The organism is Sphingomonas sp. FG14 (genome assembly GCF_057809675.1).
Window position 1 is genome coordinate 18,760 of record NZ_JBMDKK010000011.1, and the last position, 15,582, is coordinate 34,341.

Annotated in this window: 17 protein-coding genes; 7 read left to right on the forward strand and 10 right to left on the reverse strand. The window is 66.4% G+C overall.

Annotated elements, in window-relative coordinates; translation table 11 throughout:
* Positions 1-6: 6 nt before the first annotated feature.
* From ACODTA_RS21810 to ACODTA_RS21820, 3 genes are all read right to left on the reverse strand, one after another.
* Positions 7-783, reverse strand: a complete 777-nt coding sequence (locus tag ACODTA_RS21810; RefSeq protein ID WP_489068567.1) for a VOC family protein — start codon at positions 781-783, stop codon at positions 7-9.
* Positions 784-870: 87 nt separating this feature from the next.
* Positions 871-1,590 carry a DUF1428 domain-containing protein gene (locus ACODTA_RS21815; protein WP_489068569.1) on the reverse strand — a complete coding sequence of 240 codons (720 nt, stop codon included), beginning with the start codon at positions 1,588-1,590 and terminating at the stop codon, positions 871-873.
* Between the two features lie 103 nt (positions 1,591-1,693).
* Positions 1,694-2,131 (reverse strand): VOC family protein, encoded by a 438-nt coding sequence (locus tag ACODTA_RS21820; protein ID WP_489068571.1) that lies wholly within the window; start codon positions 2,129-2,131, stop codon positions 1,694-1,696.
* A 63-nt stretch (positions 2,132-2,194) separates the two neighbouring features.
* Between ACODTA_RS21820 and ACODTA_RS21825 the strand changes: the two genes are divergently transcribed.
* The 3 genes from ACODTA_RS21825 to cobT all read left to right on the forward strand — a co-directional run bounded on the left by ACODTA_RS21825 (position 2,195) and on the right by cobT (position 5,807).
* The gene (locus tag ACODTA_RS21825; RefSeq protein ID WP_489068573.1) at positions 2,195-2,899 is read left to right on the forward strand and encodes a winged helix-turn-helix transcriptional regulator; all 705 of its coding nucleotides are present in this window, start codon (positions 2,195-2,197) and stop codon (positions 2,897-2,899) included.
* Between the two features lie 70 nt (positions 2,900-2,969).
* On the forward strand, positions 2,970-3,974 hold the full coding sequence (gene cobS, locus ACODTA_RS21830; RefSeq protein WP_489068575.1) for a cobaltochelatase subunit CobS: 1,005 nt from the start codon (positions 2,970-2,972) through the stop codon (positions 3,972-3,974).
* 6 nt (positions 3,975-3,980) lie between these two features.
* Positions 3,981-5,807, forward strand: coding sequence for a cobaltochelatase subunit CobT (gene cobT / locus ACODTA_RS21835; RefSeq protein WP_489068577.1), 1,827 nt, complete (start codon positions 3,981-3,983; stop codon positions 5,805-5,807).
* 241 nt (positions 5,808-6,048) lie between these two features.
* On the opposite strand, the gene ACODTA_RS21840 is transcribed toward cobT, so the two are convergent.
* On the reverse strand, positions 6,049-6,447 hold the full coding sequence (locus tag ACODTA_RS21840; protein ID WP_489068579.1) for a glycine zipper 2TM domain-containing protein: 399 nt from the start codon (positions 6,445-6,447) through the stop codon (positions 6,049-6,051).
* Between the two features lie 181 nt (positions 6,448-6,628).
* On the opposite strand from ACODTA_RS21840, the gene ACODTA_RS21845 reads away from it, so the two are divergent.
* Positions 6,629-7,630: an esterase-like activity of phytase family protein gene (locus ACODTA_RS21845; protein WP_489068581.1), complete on the forward strand. Its 1,002-nt coding sequence runs from the start codon at positions 6,629-6,631 to the stop codon at positions 7,628-7,630.
* A gap of 293 nt (positions 7,631-7,923) precedes the next feature.
* Here the strand turns inward: ACODTA_RS21845 and rpmB are convergent, their stop codons facing one another.
* A complete protein-coding gene (gene rpmB / locus ACODTA_RS21850) occupies positions 7,924-8,214 on the reverse strand; it encodes a 50S ribosomal protein L28 (RefSeq protein WP_222989163.1) in 291 nt (96 codons plus the stop codon).
* 116 nt (positions 8,215-8,330) lie between these two features.
* Here rpmB and ACODTA_RS21855 point away from each other — a divergent pair, with 116 nt between their 5' ends.
* From ACODTA_RS21855 to ACODTA_RS21865, 3 genes are all read left to right on the forward strand, one after another.
* On the forward strand, positions 8,331-8,543 hold the full coding sequence (locus ACODTA_RS21855) for a YqaE/Pmp3 family membrane protein (RefSeq protein WP_489068584.1): 213 nt from the start codon (positions 8,331-8,333) through the stop codon (positions 8,541-8,543).
* Positions 8,544-8,580: 37 nt separating this feature from the next.
* The gene (locus tag ACODTA_RS21860; RefSeq protein WP_489068586.1) at positions 8,581-9,033 is read left to right on the forward strand and encodes a nucleoside deaminase; all 453 of its coding nucleotides are present in this window, start codon (positions 8,581-8,583) and stop codon (positions 9,031-9,033) included.
* A gap of 316 nt (positions 9,034-9,349) precedes the next feature.
* Positions 9,350-11,680, forward strand: a complete 2,331-nt coding sequence (locus ACODTA_RS21865; RefSeq protein WP_489068588.1) for a TonB-dependent receptor — start codon at positions 9,350-9,352, stop codon at positions 11,678-11,680.
* A 183-nt stretch (positions 11,681-11,863) separates the two neighbouring features.
* On the opposite strand, the gene ACODTA_RS21870 is transcribed toward ACODTA_RS21865, so the two are convergent.
* From ACODTA_RS21870 to ACODTA_RS21890, 5 genes are all read right to left on the reverse strand, one after another.
* Entirely contained in the window at positions 11,864-12,385 is a 522-nt protein-coding gene (locus ACODTA_RS21870; protein WP_489068590.1) for a nuclear transport factor 2 family protein, read from the reverse strand.
* A gap of 1 nt (position 12,386) precedes the next feature.
* The gene (locus tag ACODTA_RS21875; RefSeq protein ID WP_489068592.1) at positions 12,387-13,136 is read right to left on the reverse strand and encodes an SDR family oxidoreductase; all 750 of its coding nucleotides are present in this window, start codon (positions 13,134-13,136) and stop codon (positions 12,387-12,389) included.
* Entirely contained in the window at positions 13,133-13,678 is a 546-nt protein-coding gene (locus ACODTA_RS21880) for a nuclear transport factor 2 family protein (RefSeq protein WP_489068594.1), read from the reverse strand. Before ACODTA_RS21880 ends, ACODTA_RS21875 begins: the two co-directional genes overlap by 4 nt.
* Positions 13,678-14,577, reverse strand: a complete 900-nt coding sequence (locus tag ACODTA_RS21885) for an SDR family NAD(P)-dependent oxidoreductase (protein WP_489068596.1) — start codon at positions 14,575-14,577, stop codon at positions 13,678-13,680. Before ACODTA_RS21885 ends, ACODTA_RS21880 begins: the two co-directional genes overlap by 1 nt.
* Before the next feature lie 62 nt (positions 14,578-14,639).
* A complete protein-coding gene (locus tag ACODTA_RS21890) occupies positions 14,640-15,581 on the reverse strand; it encodes a winged helix-turn-helix transcriptional regulator (RefSeq protein ID WP_222989169.1) in 942 nt (313 codons plus the stop codon).
* Position 15,582: the final 1 nt, after the last annotated feature.

Genomic DNA, 15,582 nt, shown 5'->3' on the forward strand with positions numbered 1-15,582 from the left:
TCCGGTTTACTTGCCTGGTGCGACCAGGCCGAAAAGCGCGCCCTGGGGATCGATCGCGTTGAGCACCATCTCGCCGCCCGGCACGTCCATCGGGCCATGGGTGACGGTGCCGCCGGCCTGTTCGATCCGCGCCTTGGCGGCCTCGATCTCGGGCACGCGGAAGTAAAAGCCCCAGCCGGGGCGCACGCCCGGCATCGCCTTCATCACCGCGCCGATCGCCTCGCCGCCCTCGCTGTTGGCGATGAAGCTGTAATCGCCCATCTCGCCCATCTCCATCACACCGACCTTCTTGATGTCGAAATGCGTGTCGTAAAAGGCGAGCGCGGCGGCATCGTCGGTGGTCTGCAACTCGTTCCAGCTCACATGGCCCATCGCATGCCGGCCATAGGCGGTGCTGGCCTCGTCGCTGGCCCCGCGCATCACATAGATGGCGACGCCCTGGGGATCGCTGACCATCGCGATGCGGCCGACATCGGGGATGTCGCTGGCGGGCAGATGGACCTGGCCGCCCGCCGCCACGATCGCGTCGACGGTGGCGTCGACATCGTCGACCCCGAAATAGCCCATCCAGCCGGGCACGGCGCCGCCCGCGACCATGTCCGCATTGAGCGCCAGCACGCCGCCGACGAAACCGTCGGCCGCCGCGATCATGCGATAATCCATGCCCTGGGAGGGCTTGTCGCCGATCGTCCAGCCGACGACGCTGTCGTAGAATGCCTTCGACGCGTCCGGATCGGGCGTCATCAGTTCGTACCAGATGAATTCGCCATGCGCATTGGCCATGACCTGTCTCCCTCGTCCGTGTTCAGAGCTGTTCGAGAAAGCGCGGAAGAGCGCTTTCTGGCGGCACCGGCTTTCCCCAAAAGCCTCTCAGGCGTCCACGAGCGGCGAGAAGCCGCCATAGATCATGCGCTGGCCGTCGAAGGGCATCTCGGAGCCGTCGGGCTTCATCCGCTCGTCCTCCATCACCTTCTTCCAGCCTTCCTGGCGAGCTTCCTTCGACGGCCATTCCACCCAGGAGAAGACGGTATTCTCGTCGCCCTGGGCTTTCACGGCGCGCGCATAGTCGGTGACCTTGCCGGTGGGCACGTCATCGCCCCATGCTTCCACCACGCGCGTCGCGCCATGATCGAAAAAGACCTGCGACGCCTTGGTCGCCAGCGCGCGATAGGCTTCCTTGTTGCCGGCGGGCACGGGCACGAGATAGCCGTCCGCATAGCCCATGGCGCCTTCGCCGCTGTCGTCGACGATCGCCTCGAAGCCGCCGACGATCATGCGCTTGCCGTCAAACGGCATGTCCGCGCCCATCGTCGCCATGCGCGGATCGGACATCATCTTCTCGACGGCGGCATCGCGCACCGTCTTCGACGGATATTCGAACCAGGAGAAGACGACGACCTCGTCCTCCTTCGCCTGTACCGCGCCCTTGAAATCGGTCACCTTGCCGTCGGGCACGTCGTCGCCCCAGCACTCGACCATCCGGGCCACGCCAAATTCCTTGAACAGCGGCAGCGCCTGTTCGGCGTGCTTGCGATAGGCTTCCTTGTTGGCCGCCGGCACCGCGGCGACGAATCCTTCCACATAGGTCATTGCATCTCTCCTCATGCGAACGGGCGGGGGCTTCGCGCCCCTCGAAAAAACCAAAGCTGACCAGCCGCCATCCGATCGGCCGGCCCTTGTCGTATCGCGCGGCTCAGGCGGCGGCGGGCTCGGCGCTCCACGCGGCCATCGCCGCATCGACATCCATCCACACCAGCTCGACGATATGGCCGTCGAGATCCTCGAAGCTGCGGCCGTACATGAAGTCGCCCATTTCCTGGCGCGGCGTCGGATCGGCCTTCGCACCGGCAGCGGTCGCCCTCGCCATGGTCGCCTCGACTCCATCGCGGCTGTCCTCGCTCAGGCATAGCAGCACCTGGGCGGTGGTGCGGGTGTCTGCGACGGACTTTGTCGTGAAGTCGTTGAACCGTTGATGTGACATCAGCATGAACGTGATCGTGTCGGAAAACGCCATCATCGCGGTGTCGTCCGTGCAGAAACGCGGATCGGCGGTGGCACCCACCGCTTCGTAAAAGGTCCGCGCCCTCGCTACATCCGCGACCGGCAGGTTCACGAAAATCATCTTCGCCATTTCTTGGTCCTCTCGCGACTCGTTGTTTGACCCTGATGCGCCCCGAGGTTATAAAAAGCAACTATGAAGTTACAAAAAATAACCGACTCGTCCGAAGCCGCGCAAAAGCGCCGTTATGACGATGCCTGCGCGGCCACCCATGGCATGGACATCATCGGGGAGCGCTGGGCGCTGCCGGTGATGCGCGAACTGATGCTGGGGCCGCGCCGCTTCAGCGAACTGCGCAAGAGCCTGCCCGCGATCAGCGCGAACGTGCTGACGCAGCGGCTGACCGGGCTGGAGGAAGCGGGCATCGTCACGCGATCGAAGCTGCCGCCGCCGATCTCCGTCCAGGTCTATGGGCTGACGCCCTGGGGGCAGGAGGCGGGGCCGGTGTTCCAGGCGCTGGGGCGCTGGGCAGCGCGTTCCCCCCGGCATGATCCGACGCGCCCGTTCAGCGCGGTTTCGCTGATGCTGTCGCTGCGCACGATGATCGATCCGGCGCGCGCGCGCGGGCTGACGATGCGGATCGGCTTCCATCTGGGCGAGGAGGCGTTCTTCCTGACGATCGACGACGGCGCGGTCGCGATCGGGCGCGGCGCGGTCGAGCGGCCCGATCTGGTGATGACCGGCGTGCCCTCCGGCGTGGCGGCGGCGGTCTATGCGGGCGTGCCGCTCGACGACCTCGCGCGGGAGGGGGTGCTGACGGTGGAGGGCGATCGTGCGCTCGCCGCGCACTTCACCACCTTGTTTCCGATTCCGGCGAAAGCGCCGCCGGGCGTTGTTTGACGCGTTCGCGTTGCATCCGCGCGCGCCAGCCTTTAACCGGGCCGCGACTCTCTTGCATGCAGGCCGATCCATGACCGACATTCCCAACGCCCAGCCCGACAGCCGCGAGTCGACGGTGCTCGACGCGCCCGACAAGCAGGTGAGCGTCCGCGACCTGTTCGGCATCGATACCGAGATGATGGTGCCCGCCTTCAGCGAGGCCGACGAGCGCGTGCCCGATCTCGATCCCGCCTATGTGTTCGACGGCGATACGACGCTCGCGATCCTGGCCGGCTTCGCGCACAACCGGCGCGTGATGGTCCAGGGCTATCACGGCACCGGCAAGTCCACGCATATCGAGCAGGTGGCCGCGCGGCTCAACTGGCCCTGCATCCGCATCAACCTCGACGCGCATATCAGCCGTATCGACCTGATCGGCCGCGACGCCATCGTGCTGCGCGACGGCCAGCAGGTGACCGAGTTCCGCGAAGGCCTGCTGCCCTGGGCGCTGCAGACACCGACCGCCCTGGTGTTCGACGAATATGACGCGGGCCGCCCCGACGTGATGTTCGTGATCCAGCGCGTGCTGGAGACCGAGGGCAAGCTGACCCTGCTCGACCAGAACCGCGTGATCCGGCCCAATCCCTGGTTCCGTCTGTTCGCCACCGCCAACACGGTCGGCCTGGGCGACACCAGCGGCCTCTATCATGGCACGCAGCAGATCAACCAGGGGCAGATGGACCGCTGGAACATCGTTGTCACGCTCAACTACCTGCCCGCGCAGGTCGAGGCGCAGATCGTGCTCGCCAAGTCGGGCGAATATGATCACGAGGGCGGCAAGAAGGAGGTGGAGAACATGGTGAAGGTGGCGGACCTGACCCGCCAGGGCTTCATCAATGGCGACATCTCCACCGTGATGAGCCCGCGCACCGTGATCACCTGGGCGCAGAACTCGCTGATCTTCAAGGATGTCGGCTTCGCCTTCCGCCTGAGCTTCCTCAACAAGTGCGACGAGGCGGAACGCGCGCTGGTGGCCGAATATTACCAGCGCGTCTTCGGCAAGGACCTGCCCGAAAGCGTCGTGGCGAAAGCCTGAGACAGGGTGGCCGAGCAGACGCCCCTCGACCGCTTCAAGGCGGTGCTGACCGGCACGGCGCGCGCGATCGCGCGCGAGCCGGAGGTGGAGCTCGCCTTCACCGCCGACGCGCCGGTGCAGGCCGGGCGGCACCTGAAGGTGCCGATGCCCGGCCGCAACCTGCCGCCCGAACAGGTGGCGGAGGCGCGTGGCTTCGCCGACAGCTTCGCGCTGAAGCTGCGCCATCACGACGCCGCGCTGCACGCGCGCGCGGCGCCGGGCGACGCGGTGGCGCGCGCCGCGTTCGACGCGGTGGAGCAGGTGCGGATCGAGGCGCTGGGCGGCCGCAACATGGCCGGGGTGAAGGCCAATCTGGCCGACGCCCATGCGATGCGGATGCGATCGGACCCGATCACGCGCGCCCGCTCGCGTGAGGAAGTGCCGTTGTCGAGCGCGATCGCATTGCTCGCACGCGAAAGGCTGACCGGCGAACCGGTGCCCGAGGCGGCGAAGGGCGGCCTTTCGCTGGTGCGCGACTGGATCGAGGAAAAGGCGGGCGCCGATCTCGACGCGCTCGGCCTGGCGCTCGACGACCAGGCCGCGTTCCAGAAGCTCGCCACCCGCCTGCTCGAGGATCTCGAGCTGATCGACGGCGAGATGGTGCCCGAATCGGGCGACGAGGGCGGCGAAGAGCAGGAAGGCGAGGATCCCGAGGAAGGCGACGAGAGCGAGGGCGAGGACGAGTCCGGCGGCTCGGACGGCCAGAGCGACGCGCGCGGCGAGCCCGATGGCAGCGAGTCAGAGGACGGCGAGGCCGGCGAGGCGCAGGAGGACATGGCGTCCGAAACCGACGCCGAGCTGGGCGACGAGGGCGAGGAGGGCATGTTGCCTGTCCGCCCCAACCGGCCGGTGCCCGATCTCAACACCCAGTTCGACTACAAGGTGTGGACCGAGCAGTTCGACGAGGTCGTGACCGCGCAGGAGCTGTGCGACGAGGACGAGCTGGAACGGCTGCGCGCCTATCTCGATCACCAGCTCGTCCATCTCCAGGGCGCGGTGACCAAGCTCGCCAACCGGCTGCAGCGCCGGCTGATGGCGCAACAGAACCGGAGCTGGGATTTCGACCAGGAGGAAGGGTTGCTCGATGCCGCGCGGCTGGCGCGCGTCGTGGTGAGCCCCGGCCATTCGCTGTCCTACAAGATCGAGCGCGAGACCGATTTCCGCGACACGGTGGTGACGCTGCTGATCGACAATTCGGGCTCGATGCGGGGGCGCCCGATCTCGATCGCCGCGATCTCCGCCGACATCATGGCGCGCACGCTGGAGCGCTGCGGCGTCAAGACCGAGATTCTCGGCTTCACCACGCGGGCGTGGAAAGGCGGGCAATCGCGCGAGAACTGGCTGGCCGCCGGCCGATCGCCGATGCCCGGCCGCCTGAACGACCTGCGCCACATCATCTACAAACAGGCTGACGAACCCTGGCGCCGCGCGAAGAAATCGCTCGGGCTGATGATGCGCGAGGGGCTGCTCAAGGAGAATATCGACGGAGAGGCGCTGCTCTGGGCGCATAGCCGCCTGATCGCGCGGCCGGAGGAGCGGCGGATCCTGATGGTGATCTCGGATGGCGCGCCCGTCGACGATTCGACGCTCAGCGTCAATTCGGGCAGCTATCTCGAACGGCACCTGCGCCAGGTGATCCACTGGATCGAGAATCGCTCGCCGGTAGAACTCGTCGCGATCGGCATCGGCCATGACGTGACCCGCTATTATCAGAAGGCGGTGACGATCATGGACGCCGAACAGCTTGGCGGCACGATGGTGGAGCAGTTGGCGGCGCTGTTCGACAACGACTGAGGGCGCCAAGAAAATAGCGCGCCAGTCCCTACGCCGTTCGGGCTGAGCCTGTCGAAGCCCTGTTCTTCCTTCGCATTGAAGTAGAAGGACAGGGCTTCGACAGGCTCAGCCCGAACGGTACGCGGCTTTCAAACAACGCGAGGGCCGGAAACCTTTCGGCTCCGGCCCTCCGGGGTCCGCGATGTACAGGTCGCGGCGTACCCCTTGTCCTCGTTACGCTACACCGAGGAATGTTGTTGGCTTAGCGGCAGCGGCTGTCCGACTTGTCGATGGCGCGGCCGGCCAGGGCGCCCACGGCGCCGCCGATGATCGTGCCTTCGGTGCGGCTGCCGCGACCGGCGACCTCGTTGCCGAGCAGGCCACCGGCGATCGCGCCGATGATGGTGCCGGCGGTGCCGTCGCGGCGGCAGCGATAATAGCCGTCATTGCCACGATAGCCGCGATCGTTGCGGTAACCGTAGCGGTCGCCGCGATAGCCACGATAACCGCGATCGTTGTAGCCGCGATAATTGTTGTAGCCGCGGTGATTGTCGTAACCGCGATAATATCCGTCGCGCTGCGCCATGGCGGGCGTCGCGGGGATCAGGGTGGCGGCGCCCATGGCGAGCGTGGCACCCACAAGGCTCAGTTTCTTGAACATGGTCTTCTCCTTGCGTTTCAACTCGGCGGCGGGGCCAACCTCCGTCCGATGAGATGCTTATGCCCTGATTCGTTTGAGGCTCGCCTGAACGCACATGTTATCCGCCGTTCAGATGCCGTTGCCCGCCGTTCAGGAAAGCTTGGGCTGGCAAGCGCGCCAGCCTTGGCTACAAGCGTCGCCGATGCGCCTGTTCAAGCCGTTACTGTTGCTGCCGGTCCTGCCGTTCATGCTGATGCTGGGCGGCGATGGCGAAACCTCGATGGTGCGTCAGGTGCTGGGGCCGAGCAGTCGGGTCTCCGCGATTCCGATCCCGCTCGACGCGTCGGATCCGAAGCGTGCCCGCGTCGGCCGCCTGCGGTATCTGAAGGGGTGGCGGCTGGAGAATCCCGATCCGGCCTTTGGCAGCTTCTCGTCGATGCTGGTGTCGGAAGACGCCTTCCTGCTGCTCAACGACGCGGGCGGATATGTCCGGCTGGCGCGCGGGCCGGGCGATGCCATCGGCGCGGCCCGGTTCGGCGATCTGCCCGACGGCCCCGGCGATCCCTATCTCAAGCGCAATCGCGACAGCGAATCGATGACGGTCGATCCCCGCACGGGGCAAATCTGGGTGGGCTTCGAAAGCCGCAACGCGATCTGGCGCTATGCGCCGGGCCTGTCGCGCGCGGAGGCGGGGCGCAGGCCGAGCGAGATGCGCAAATGGCCGGGCAATGCCGGGGCGGAGGCGATGGCCCGGCTGAGCTCGGGGCGCTTCCTCGTGCTTTCGGAAGGCGGCAAGGCGCCGCCGGGCGCCGATGCGGCGCTGCTGTTCGATCGCGACCCGACCGATCCCGCCGCGCGGAGCACGCGCTTCTATTATCGCCCGCCATCGGGCTTCCGCGTGACCGACGCCGCCGAATTGCCCGACGGGCGCGTGCTGGTGCTGCATCGCCGCCTGGGCTTCTGGCCGCTGTTCACCGCCAAGCTCTCGATCCTCGATCCGAAGGCGATCGAGCGCGACGGCCTGGTGACCGGCGAGGAGATCGCGACCCTGGCTCCGCCGCTGGCGGTCGACAATATGGAGGCGCTGGCGATCACGCGCGAGGGCGAGCGGATCATCGTCTGGATCGCGTCCGACGACAATTTCGGGACGCCGTTCCAGAAGAGCCTGTTGCTGAAATTCGCGCTGGAGGACGGCGGCCGCTAGCGGGGCAAGGCGTTCAGGCGAGTCGGGCGTGCGTCACCACCACCACCCGCCGTTCGGGCTGAGCCTGTCGAAGCCCTGTCCTTCTACTTCAATGTTAAGGAAAGGCAGGGGTTGGCCTACGGCCGACTTCGTCCCGACAGGCTCAGCCCGAACGGGCGCGGGCGCCGCGCCGGCGTGGCATGGCGATGGCGCCGGTTCCGGCTTGTTTCAAAGTTCACCGGACGCGACAAAGCGCCGCCCGGTTTTCACCGGCCGGCGCCACATCGTCCGAATCGATTTCGGCTATGCGCGGCTCAGGCCGCGGCCGAGACCTTCTTGGCGACTTCGCGCTTCAGGCGACGCGCCTTCAGGCTCAGCTTCTCGTCCGAGGTCTTCAGCAGCCAGTTGTCCAGGCCGCCATTATGCTCGACCGAACGCAGGCCGTGCGTCGAAACGCGCAGCTTCACGCTCTTTTCGAGCGAATCGGACATCAGCGTCACGTTCTGCAGGTTGGGCAGATAGGTCCGCTTGGTCTTGTTATTGGCGTGGGACACATTGTGGCCCACCTGGCGGCCCTTGCCGGTCAGTTCGCAAATGCGCGACATCGTCTTCGTCCTGCAATCAAAAGCGTCTGGAAAGCGTGGGCCACTAGCGGCCAAGGCGATTCGCGTCAACCTTCGTGCCCCATGAAACCCGCAAAGGCGTCGTTCGTTCAACCCATATGTCCGCCGCAACCGTCATCGCCGCGATCCTGCTGCCGCCGCTCGGCATCTTCCTGGCGCGCGGAATGGGGCGTGACTTCTGGATCGCGACGATCCTGACCGCGCTGTTCTTCCTGCCGGGCATGATCTTCGCGCTGTTCGTCGTGCTCGGCGGCTCGACCGCGCGGGTGGACGCGATGTTCGCGCGTCTGCGGCGCCCTGCCAAGGCCTGAGCTTCCGCAGGGGGCGATCAGCCTCTATGGCTCGGCAATGGCGTTTCCACTGCCCGATCCGATGCGTCAGGCGCTCATGCTCGCCGAAGCCGCTGCCCAGGCGGGTGAAGTGCCGATCGGCGCGGTGGTGGTGCGCGACGGCGTCGTGATCGCGAGCGCCGCCAACGAGACGCGCGCCCGGCCCGATCCCACCGCCCATGCCGAGATGCTGGCGATTCGCCGCGCGGCGGAGGCGCTGGGGCAGGAACGGCTGACCGGTTGCGACCTGTGGGTGACGCTGGAGCCCTGTGCGATGTGCGCGGGCGCCATCGCGCATGCACGCATCGCCCGGCTCTACTACGCGGCGTCCGATCCCAAGGGCGGCGGCGTCGAACACGGCGCGCGCGTGTTCGATCAGCCGACCTGCCATCATCGCCCCGAAATCTATGCGGGGCTGGGTGAAGGTGAAGCGGCGACGCTGTTGCGGCATTTCTTCGCCGCGCGACGATAGCCGCCACGCGGCCGTTGCTGCGATCGTCCGGGACGACCCGCTTCATCGTCCAGAAGGGTTTGCTTTCGAAATCCACTCAGCGGGGCCGTTCCCGATCGGGTCTCGGGCCCCGGAAACGCCTGCCTGGATCGCCGCATTGTCCAGCAAAGACAGGGATTCTGCTGCATATTGGCGATGACGTCGCCGATGGGCGGCCATGCCCGCCGAATCGCGATCGAACTAACTTGCATTGACGAACCAACTAAATCGGCATAGCTTCCTCAGCGAAACGACCGAGGGGCGCGGCCCGATCGGCGTCGAAAAAGGGAGGGAGTCCATGAACGGCATTCGTGCGCGCGTTTCGTATCTCGCAATCGCCCTGGGGCTCGCCTCCACCTGTTCCCCCGCCCAGGCGCAGACAGCGCCTCAGGCTCCGGCGGAGGAAACCTCGTCCGGCCCGCAACTCGCCGACATCGTCGTGACCGCGCAGCGCCGCGAGGCGACGGTGCAGGATACCGCCGCCGCCATCTCGGCGTTCGGCGGCGAATCGCTCGAAGCGGCCCGTGTGCTCAGCTTTGAGGATCTGGCGGGCGCCGCGACGTCGCTGTCCTTCACCGCGCTCACGCCGATCGACCAGGAATTCAACATCCGCGGCATCACCAACACGCGGCTCGACAGCCCGTCGGCGGACCAGTCGATCGGCATCTTCGTCGACGACGTCTATGTCGGGCGATCGGGCCTGTTCAATTTCGACCTGTACGACATCGACCGCGTCGAAGTGGTGCGCGGGCCGCAGGGCGTGCTGCTCGGCCGCAACGTCGTCGGCGGCGCCATCAACATCCTGACCGCGCAGCCGGAGGCCGAGACGGGTGGGGCGATCGCGGTCTCCTACGGCAATTACAACGAGAAGCTGGCGCGCGGACACATCACCGGCACGATTTCCGGCCCGCTCACCGCGCGGCTTTCGTTCCAGTATCGCAACCGCGACGGCTTCAACCACGATCTGCTGCATGATGTCGATCTCGACAATGCGGACAGCTTCCAGATGCGCGGGCAGTTGAAGCTGGCGCCGGAGGGCAGCGATTTCACCGCGCGGCTGGTGTTCGATTACACCAAGGACAAGTCGAACGGCTTCCACAGCGTCGCGCTCGACGGGCCGGCGGCGGGCTCCGGCCCGTGGAGCGCGGCGCGCGCGGCGATCGGCACGATCCGGGGCAAGCCGCTCGGCGTGCGCGAGAGCCTGCCCGAATGGCCGCGCTACAAGGGCGATGCGGCGGACACGCCGCAGCAGCTCAACCGCGAGGCATGGGGGCTTTCGCTCCGGCTCGACAAGGAACTGGGCGGGCTCGGCACGGTCAGCTCGATCACCGGCTATCGCAAGGGCGAGGCGTTCAACGTCTATGACCAGACCGGCATCGGCCCGGACAACGGCTATGGCGTGATCTCACCCACATTGTTCACCTTCCCGGTGAACGAGGACGAGAATATCCGCCAGTTCACGCAGGAGATCCGGCTGGTTTCGCCCGAGGTGGAGGAAAGCGGCTTCGATTATATCGTCGGCGCCTATTATCAGCACGACAAGGTGAGCAAGCTCGACAAATTCTGGGCGGAAGTGCCGCTGCCCGCGCTCACCACGCTTTCGGGCGAAAGCCATTGGGACAATCGCGCGACGAACGAGAGCTACGCGATCTTCGGCCAGCTCGGTTACCGCTTCAGCGAGAAGTTCCACATCGTCGGCGGCATCCGTTATTCGCACGACAAGAAATCGGGCCGCGTCACCGGCATCTCGGTGGAAGGCGGCGACAAGTTCAATCCCACCGACCTCGTCGCGCTGACGCCGCTGGCGGGCACGTTCCGCGAAGGGCAGAGCTTCACCACGCCCTATCGCGACACCTGGAGCGAGATGACGCCGCAGGTGACCGCCGAGTTCAAGCCCAACCGCAACATGCTGTTCTACGTGGCCTTCGCCACCGGCTATAAGGGCGGCGGGTTCGAGGACGATCCGGCGAACGCGGTGGCGGCGCAATCGAGCTACGATCCGGAAACCGTCGATAGCTGGGAAGCGGGCGCGAAGCTGGACCTGTTCGACCGCCGCGTCCGCCTCAACATCGCCGCGTTCAAGATGCGCTACAAGAATCTGCAGGTCACCCAGACCTCGGCGGCGTGCCTGTGCAACATCACCGACAACGCCGCCGACGCGAAGATCAAGGGCGTCGAGCTGGAAGCGACGGTGGCGGTGACCGACGGGCTGACGCTCAATGGCGGCCTGACCCTGCTCGACACCAAATATATCAATTTCATCGACTCGCTGGGCAACGACAATTCGGGCAATTTCCTCCAGCGCACGCCCAAATATCAGTGGAATGTCGGCGCCGATTTCGTGACCGACCTGGGAAGCTGGGAGCGCGGCTTGCGCGCCAACATCAACTATAGCCGCCAGGGCAAGCTCTATTGGGCGCCGGACAATCTTCAGATGGAAAAGCCCTATGGCCAGCTCGGCGCGCGCGTCTCGATCACGCCCAATCGCGGCGACTGGACCTTCTCGCTGTGGGGCCGCAACCTCACCAACACGCTCTATCGCACCAACATCATCGCTTTCTTCGGCGACGAGGTGAGCCGTCTCGGCGCGCCGCGCCAGTATGGCGCCGAAGTGTCGATCAAGTTCTAAGGCCCTCCCCGGCCAAACTGAAAGGGCGGCGACCGCAGGGGTGCCGCCCTTCTTGTTTTTCCGATCAACCTCCGTTCGGGCTGAGCCTGTCGAAGCCCTGTCCTTCTCATCCACAGTGCCGAAGAAAGGACTGGACTTCGACAGGCTCAGTCCGAACGGTGTGGGCGGCTTCCGAGCCTTGGATCAAAACCGCGTATAGCTCAGATCGCCGCCGCCCTTCTCGCCCATCACCATGCGCGGATCCTCGGGCTTGAACAGGCCCAGGCACCAGCCTTCGCGCGACGGCATGTCGTGGTTCCAGTCGAACGCCATCTTGCGGTGGAGGATGCGCCATTCGCCGTCGCGGCGGACGAACTTGTCGACGATGCGGCCGCCGGTCAGCGTGTCCCAGGGTTCGTCGCCCTTGGGGAAGCGCGCGAAGGTGAGCAGGTAGCTTTCCACCCAGGCGGTATCGCCGTCGAGCTCGACATGCATGTTGCAGACATAGTGGCAGATCGTGCCCGTCTTCATCAGCCGCTGCACCGCGCCGTCGACATAGGGGCGGGCGGGGCCGGAATAGCTGCTGCCATGTTCCTCGATCGCGTCGTCCCAATAGCAGCTATGGAGCAGCGGCCCGTCGGCGCGATCGACGCCGCGGGCGTAGCGCGCCATGACATCCTGGATATCCTGTTTGGCGAGCAGGGTCTCGATCGTGTTCGCGTGCATCTCAGCGCCTCCCGTCGTGCAGCGCCTTGACCATCGAGCGCTTGATCGTGTGCGGATCGCGCGCGAGGAACGCGCGCACCGAAACCGAATGGGGATCGGTGTCGTGCTCGTCGATCCGGTGTTTGACCGCGAGCAGCCCGGCCTTGCCGATGTCGCGCGGCGTCGATTTCTCCTGCCAGGTGACGTGGCTGGCCATGCGGGTGTCGACCGATCCGACGATCAGCGCGGCCACATGCGTTCCCTGCGGCTCCAGCTCGGCGCGGATGCAATCGCTCGCCGCGCGCGCCGCGAATTTGGACGGGCTGTAGCCGCCCATGCTGGGGACCGCGATGATGCCGCCGGCGGAGAGCACATTGACGATCGCGCCGCCGCCATGCGCCTTCAAGATCGGCGCGAAGGCGCGGCACATGGCGACGAGGCCGAGATAATTGGTCTCGATCTCCTGCCGCATGGCGCTCAGGTCCGGCGCGTCCATCAAGGTCACGCGGTTGAACGCGCCGGCATTGTTGATCACCAGATCGACATCCTGGCAGTGCGCGGCGGCAGCCGCGACCTGATCCTCTTGCGTCACGTCCAGCGCGATCGGCACCAGCCGTTCGGGATCCTTCGCGCAGGCCGCTTCCGCATCGGCCAGCGCGCGGGCGGCGACATAGACGCGACGGGCGCCCTGTTCGATCAGTTCCTCGACAAAGCCCTCGCCGATCCCGCGATTGCCCCCGGTCACGATCGCCGTGCATCCCTCGATCTTCATGCCGCTGCTCCTTCGCGCCGTACGGCCCATTCGCCATAGAGGATGTCGTGCGGCTTCTTCGCGCCGCGCACCGCCTTTGCCATGTCCGGAATGATCATGCCGCGCCCCCAGGTCTCGTTCACCGGCATCTCGTGGTTCCATTCCCAGGCGAGCCGGCGATGCGCGATCCGCCACGCGCCGTCGCGCCGCTCGAACCGGTCGACGCAGCGCGCCATGGTCAGGCTGTCATAGCTGTCCTCGCCCCCCTCCCGGCGCGAGAAGGTGAGGAAATAGCATTCGCTGAGCGCGTGATCGCCATCCAGCTCGATCGTGATGTTGGTGCAGATATGCGTCATCAGCGGCGCCGTCGGCAGGATCTTGCGCATCACCGCGACATAATCGCTCGCAGGCCCGACAAAGACGCCGCCATGATCCTCGATCGCGTCGGGATGATAGGCGGCGGCGATCAGGTCGGCGTCGCCGCGATCGGCGCCGCGCGCATAGCTGATCAGCACATCCTCTATCTCCTGCCGATCGAGCAGTTGCTCCACCGTCAAACGCATCATGCTCTCCCTTTTGGACTGTCGCGCCGGGCGTCGGCGTAAAGATCGGCGAAGGCGGCTTCCGCGCCGACGAATTCGCGCGCATCGGCCATGTCGCCGATCGTGGCGATGTTGGCGGCGATCCAGGCGGGGTCGGTATCGGGCGCGCTCGCGCCCGGCGCCTCCATCACGCGGGCGCGGCGGAAGCGCCGGCCGCCCGCCATCATGATCTGGCCGTTGAGGTCGCACGCGGCGCTCGTCAGGTGGAGCGCCATGGCGGCGGCATTGGCGGGCGCCATCAGCGGATCGCTCGGCTCGCCATCGGCCACCGTCATCGCGGTGGCGGCATAGGGGCAGATCACGTTGGTGCGGACGGTGCTGCGCCGCATCTCGTCCGCGATGGTGAGCGCGAAGGCGTTCACCGCGCCCTTGGACGCGGCATAGGGCGATCGCCCGCGTACGCCGTGCAGCCCGGCGGCGGAGGAGACGAACAGCAGCCGCCCGGCCGGGCTCGCTTCCAGATGCGGCAGCGCCGCCTGCGCCATCGCGGCCGTCGCGAAGAAATTGATTTCCATCACCGCGCGAAGATCGGTTTCCGCCATCGCGCCCAGCTTGGCGGCGGGGCCGGTGATCCCGGCATTGAGGATGACGGCGTCGACCCGGCCATAGGCATCGATCGCGGTGCGCAGGATCGCGTCCGCCGCGCCGGGCGCATCGACCGCATGCGTATCGGCGACGGCGTCACCCCCGGCGGCGCGAATCTCCGCCGCCACGGCTTCGGCCGAGCTCGGCTCGCCGGCGCGCGCGCGATTGTTCACGATCACGCGCGCACCCTGTCGGCCCCAGGCCCGCGCGAAGGCGGCGCCGAGCCCCTTGCCGGCGCCCGTCACGATCACAACCCGTCCGATGTCGTCGTCCATCGCATCGCTCTCCCTAACGGGATGCTAGCGATGTAGGTATGATAATGAAAGTAAGAATCGTGTCAGGCGGCGTCGCGTTCGTCGCCTTCGACGATCTCGAATTCCACCTCGTCCGGGCGGATCGGCTTGCGGCATTCCGAACAGATCACCTGTGGATCGAGCGGCTGCCCGCACGCCTTGTGCGTCAGCAGCAGCGGCGGCCCTTCGGGCGAGCAATAATAGGTGTCGCCCCACTTCATCAGCATCAGCAGCGCGGGATAATAATCCACGCCCTTGCGCCGCAGCTTATATTCGTAGCGCGGCGGGCTGGTGGCGTACTGGACCTGGCGGATCGCGCCGATCGAGGTGAGCCAGGCGAGCCGTTCGGACAGGATGTTGGTCGCGATCGCGGTGTCGCGGCGGATATCGTCGAAGCGATTGATGCCGGTGAAGATCGACCGCATGATCAGGCTGGCCCAGCGATCGCCCATGATCCGCGCCGCTTCGTCGAACAGCGAGGTCGCGTCTTCCGAACTGTCGCGCTGCTGCCGCCGCCGACTGTAGAGCGGCGCCATCAGGCCGACGCCGGGGCCGGGTTTCCAGTCGACCACGGTGGCGTCGATTGTCTCGTTGCACGCCCCGCAGGCGGGGGTGGGCTCGAAGGTCTTGCCGCAGGGCTTGTGCGTCAGGATCACGCCGATCTTGCCGGCGCGGTCCGCCCAGCGCTGTTCCCAGCGCAGCAGCATCAGCGAGGTCCAGTAGACGTCGCGCCCCTTGCGGGTGAGCACATATTCATGGCGCGGCGGGCTGGTTTCGTAGAGCCGCTTTTCCAGCATGCCCGATTCGACCAGCCGTTTCAGCCGGTCGCTGAGCAATGCCTTGAGCAGGCCGGTGCGCCGGCGCAGCACGTCGAAACGCCGCGCGCCGAGCCATCCCGCCTCCAGGATCAGCAATGTCGGGGTGTCGCCCACCACTTCGAGCGCGCGCCAGATGGAACAGGTCCGGATGAGATTGTCGCCATGCATC

What these genes read in the sequence shown, in the direction of transcription:
- ACODTA_RS21840 (WP_489068579.1), bottom strand. Translation starts at nt 6,447, where the DNA reads ATGTTCAAGAAACTGAGCCTTGTGGGTGCCACGCTCGCCATGGGCGCC.
- ACODTA_RS21885 (WP_489068596.1), bottom strand. Translation starts at nt 14,577, where the DNA reads ATGGACGACGACATCGGACGGGTTGTGATCGTGACGGGCGCCGGCAAG.
- ACODTA_RS21825 (WP_489068573.1), top strand. Translation starts at nt 2,195, where the DNA reads ATGAAGTTACAAAAAATAACCGACTCGTCCGAAGCCGCGCAAAAGCGC.
- ACODTA_RS21890 (WP_222989169.1), bottom strand. Translation starts at nt 15,581, where the DNA reads ATGCATGGCGACAATCTCATCCGGACCTGTTCCATCTGGCGCGCGCTC.
- ACODTA_RS21845 (WP_489068581.1), top strand. Translation starts at nt 6,629, where the DNA reads ATGCGCCTGTTCAAGCCGTTACTGTTGCTGCCGGTCCTGCCGTTCATG.
- ACODTA_RS21815 (WP_489068569.1), bottom strand. Translation starts at nt 1,590, where the DNA reads ATGACCTATGTGGAAGGATTCGTCGCCGCGGTGCCGGCGGCCAACAAG.
- ACODTA_RS21865 (WP_489068588.1), top strand. Translation starts at nt 9,350, where the DNA reads ATGAACGGCATTCGTGCGCGCGTTTCGTATCTCGCAATCGCCCTGGGG.
- ACODTA_RS21860 (WP_489068586.1), top strand. Translation starts at nt 8,581, where the DNA reads ATGGCGTTTCCACTGCCCGATCCGATGCGTCAGGCGCTCATGCTCGCC.
- ACODTA_RS21855 (WP_489068584.1), top strand. Translation starts at nt 8,331, where the DNA reads ATGTCCGCCGCAACCGTCATCGCCGCGATCCTGCTGCCGCCGCTCGGC.
- ACODTA_RS21875 (WP_489068592.1), bottom strand. Translation starts at nt 13,136, where the DNA reads ATGAAGATCGAGGGATGCACGGCGATCGTGACCGGGGGCAATCGCGGG.
- rpmB (WP_222989163.1), bottom strand. Translation starts at nt 8,214, where the DNA reads ATGTCGCGCATTTGCGAACTGACCGGCAAGGGCCGCCAGGTGGGCCAC.
- cobS (WP_489068575.1), top strand. Translation starts at nt 2,970, where the DNA reads ATGACCGACATTCCCAACGCCCAGCCCGACAGCCGCGAGTCGACGGTG.
- ACODTA_RS21880 (WP_489068594.1), bottom strand. Translation starts at nt 13,678, where the DNA reads ATGCGTTTGACGGTGGAGCAACTGCTCGATCGGCAGGAGATAGAGGAT.
- ACODTA_RS21820 (WP_489068571.1), bottom strand. Translation starts at nt 2,131, where the DNA reads ATGGCGAAGATGATTTTCGTGAACCTGCCGGTCGCGGATGTAGCGAGG.
- ACODTA_RS21870 (WP_489068590.1), bottom strand. Translation starts at nt 12,385, where the DNA reads ATGCACGCGAACACGATCGAGACCCTGCTCGCCAAACAGGATATCCAG.
- ACODTA_RS21810 (WP_489068567.1), bottom strand. Translation starts at nt 783, where the DNA reads ATGGCCAATGCGCATGGCGAATTCATCTGGTACGAACTGATGACGCCC.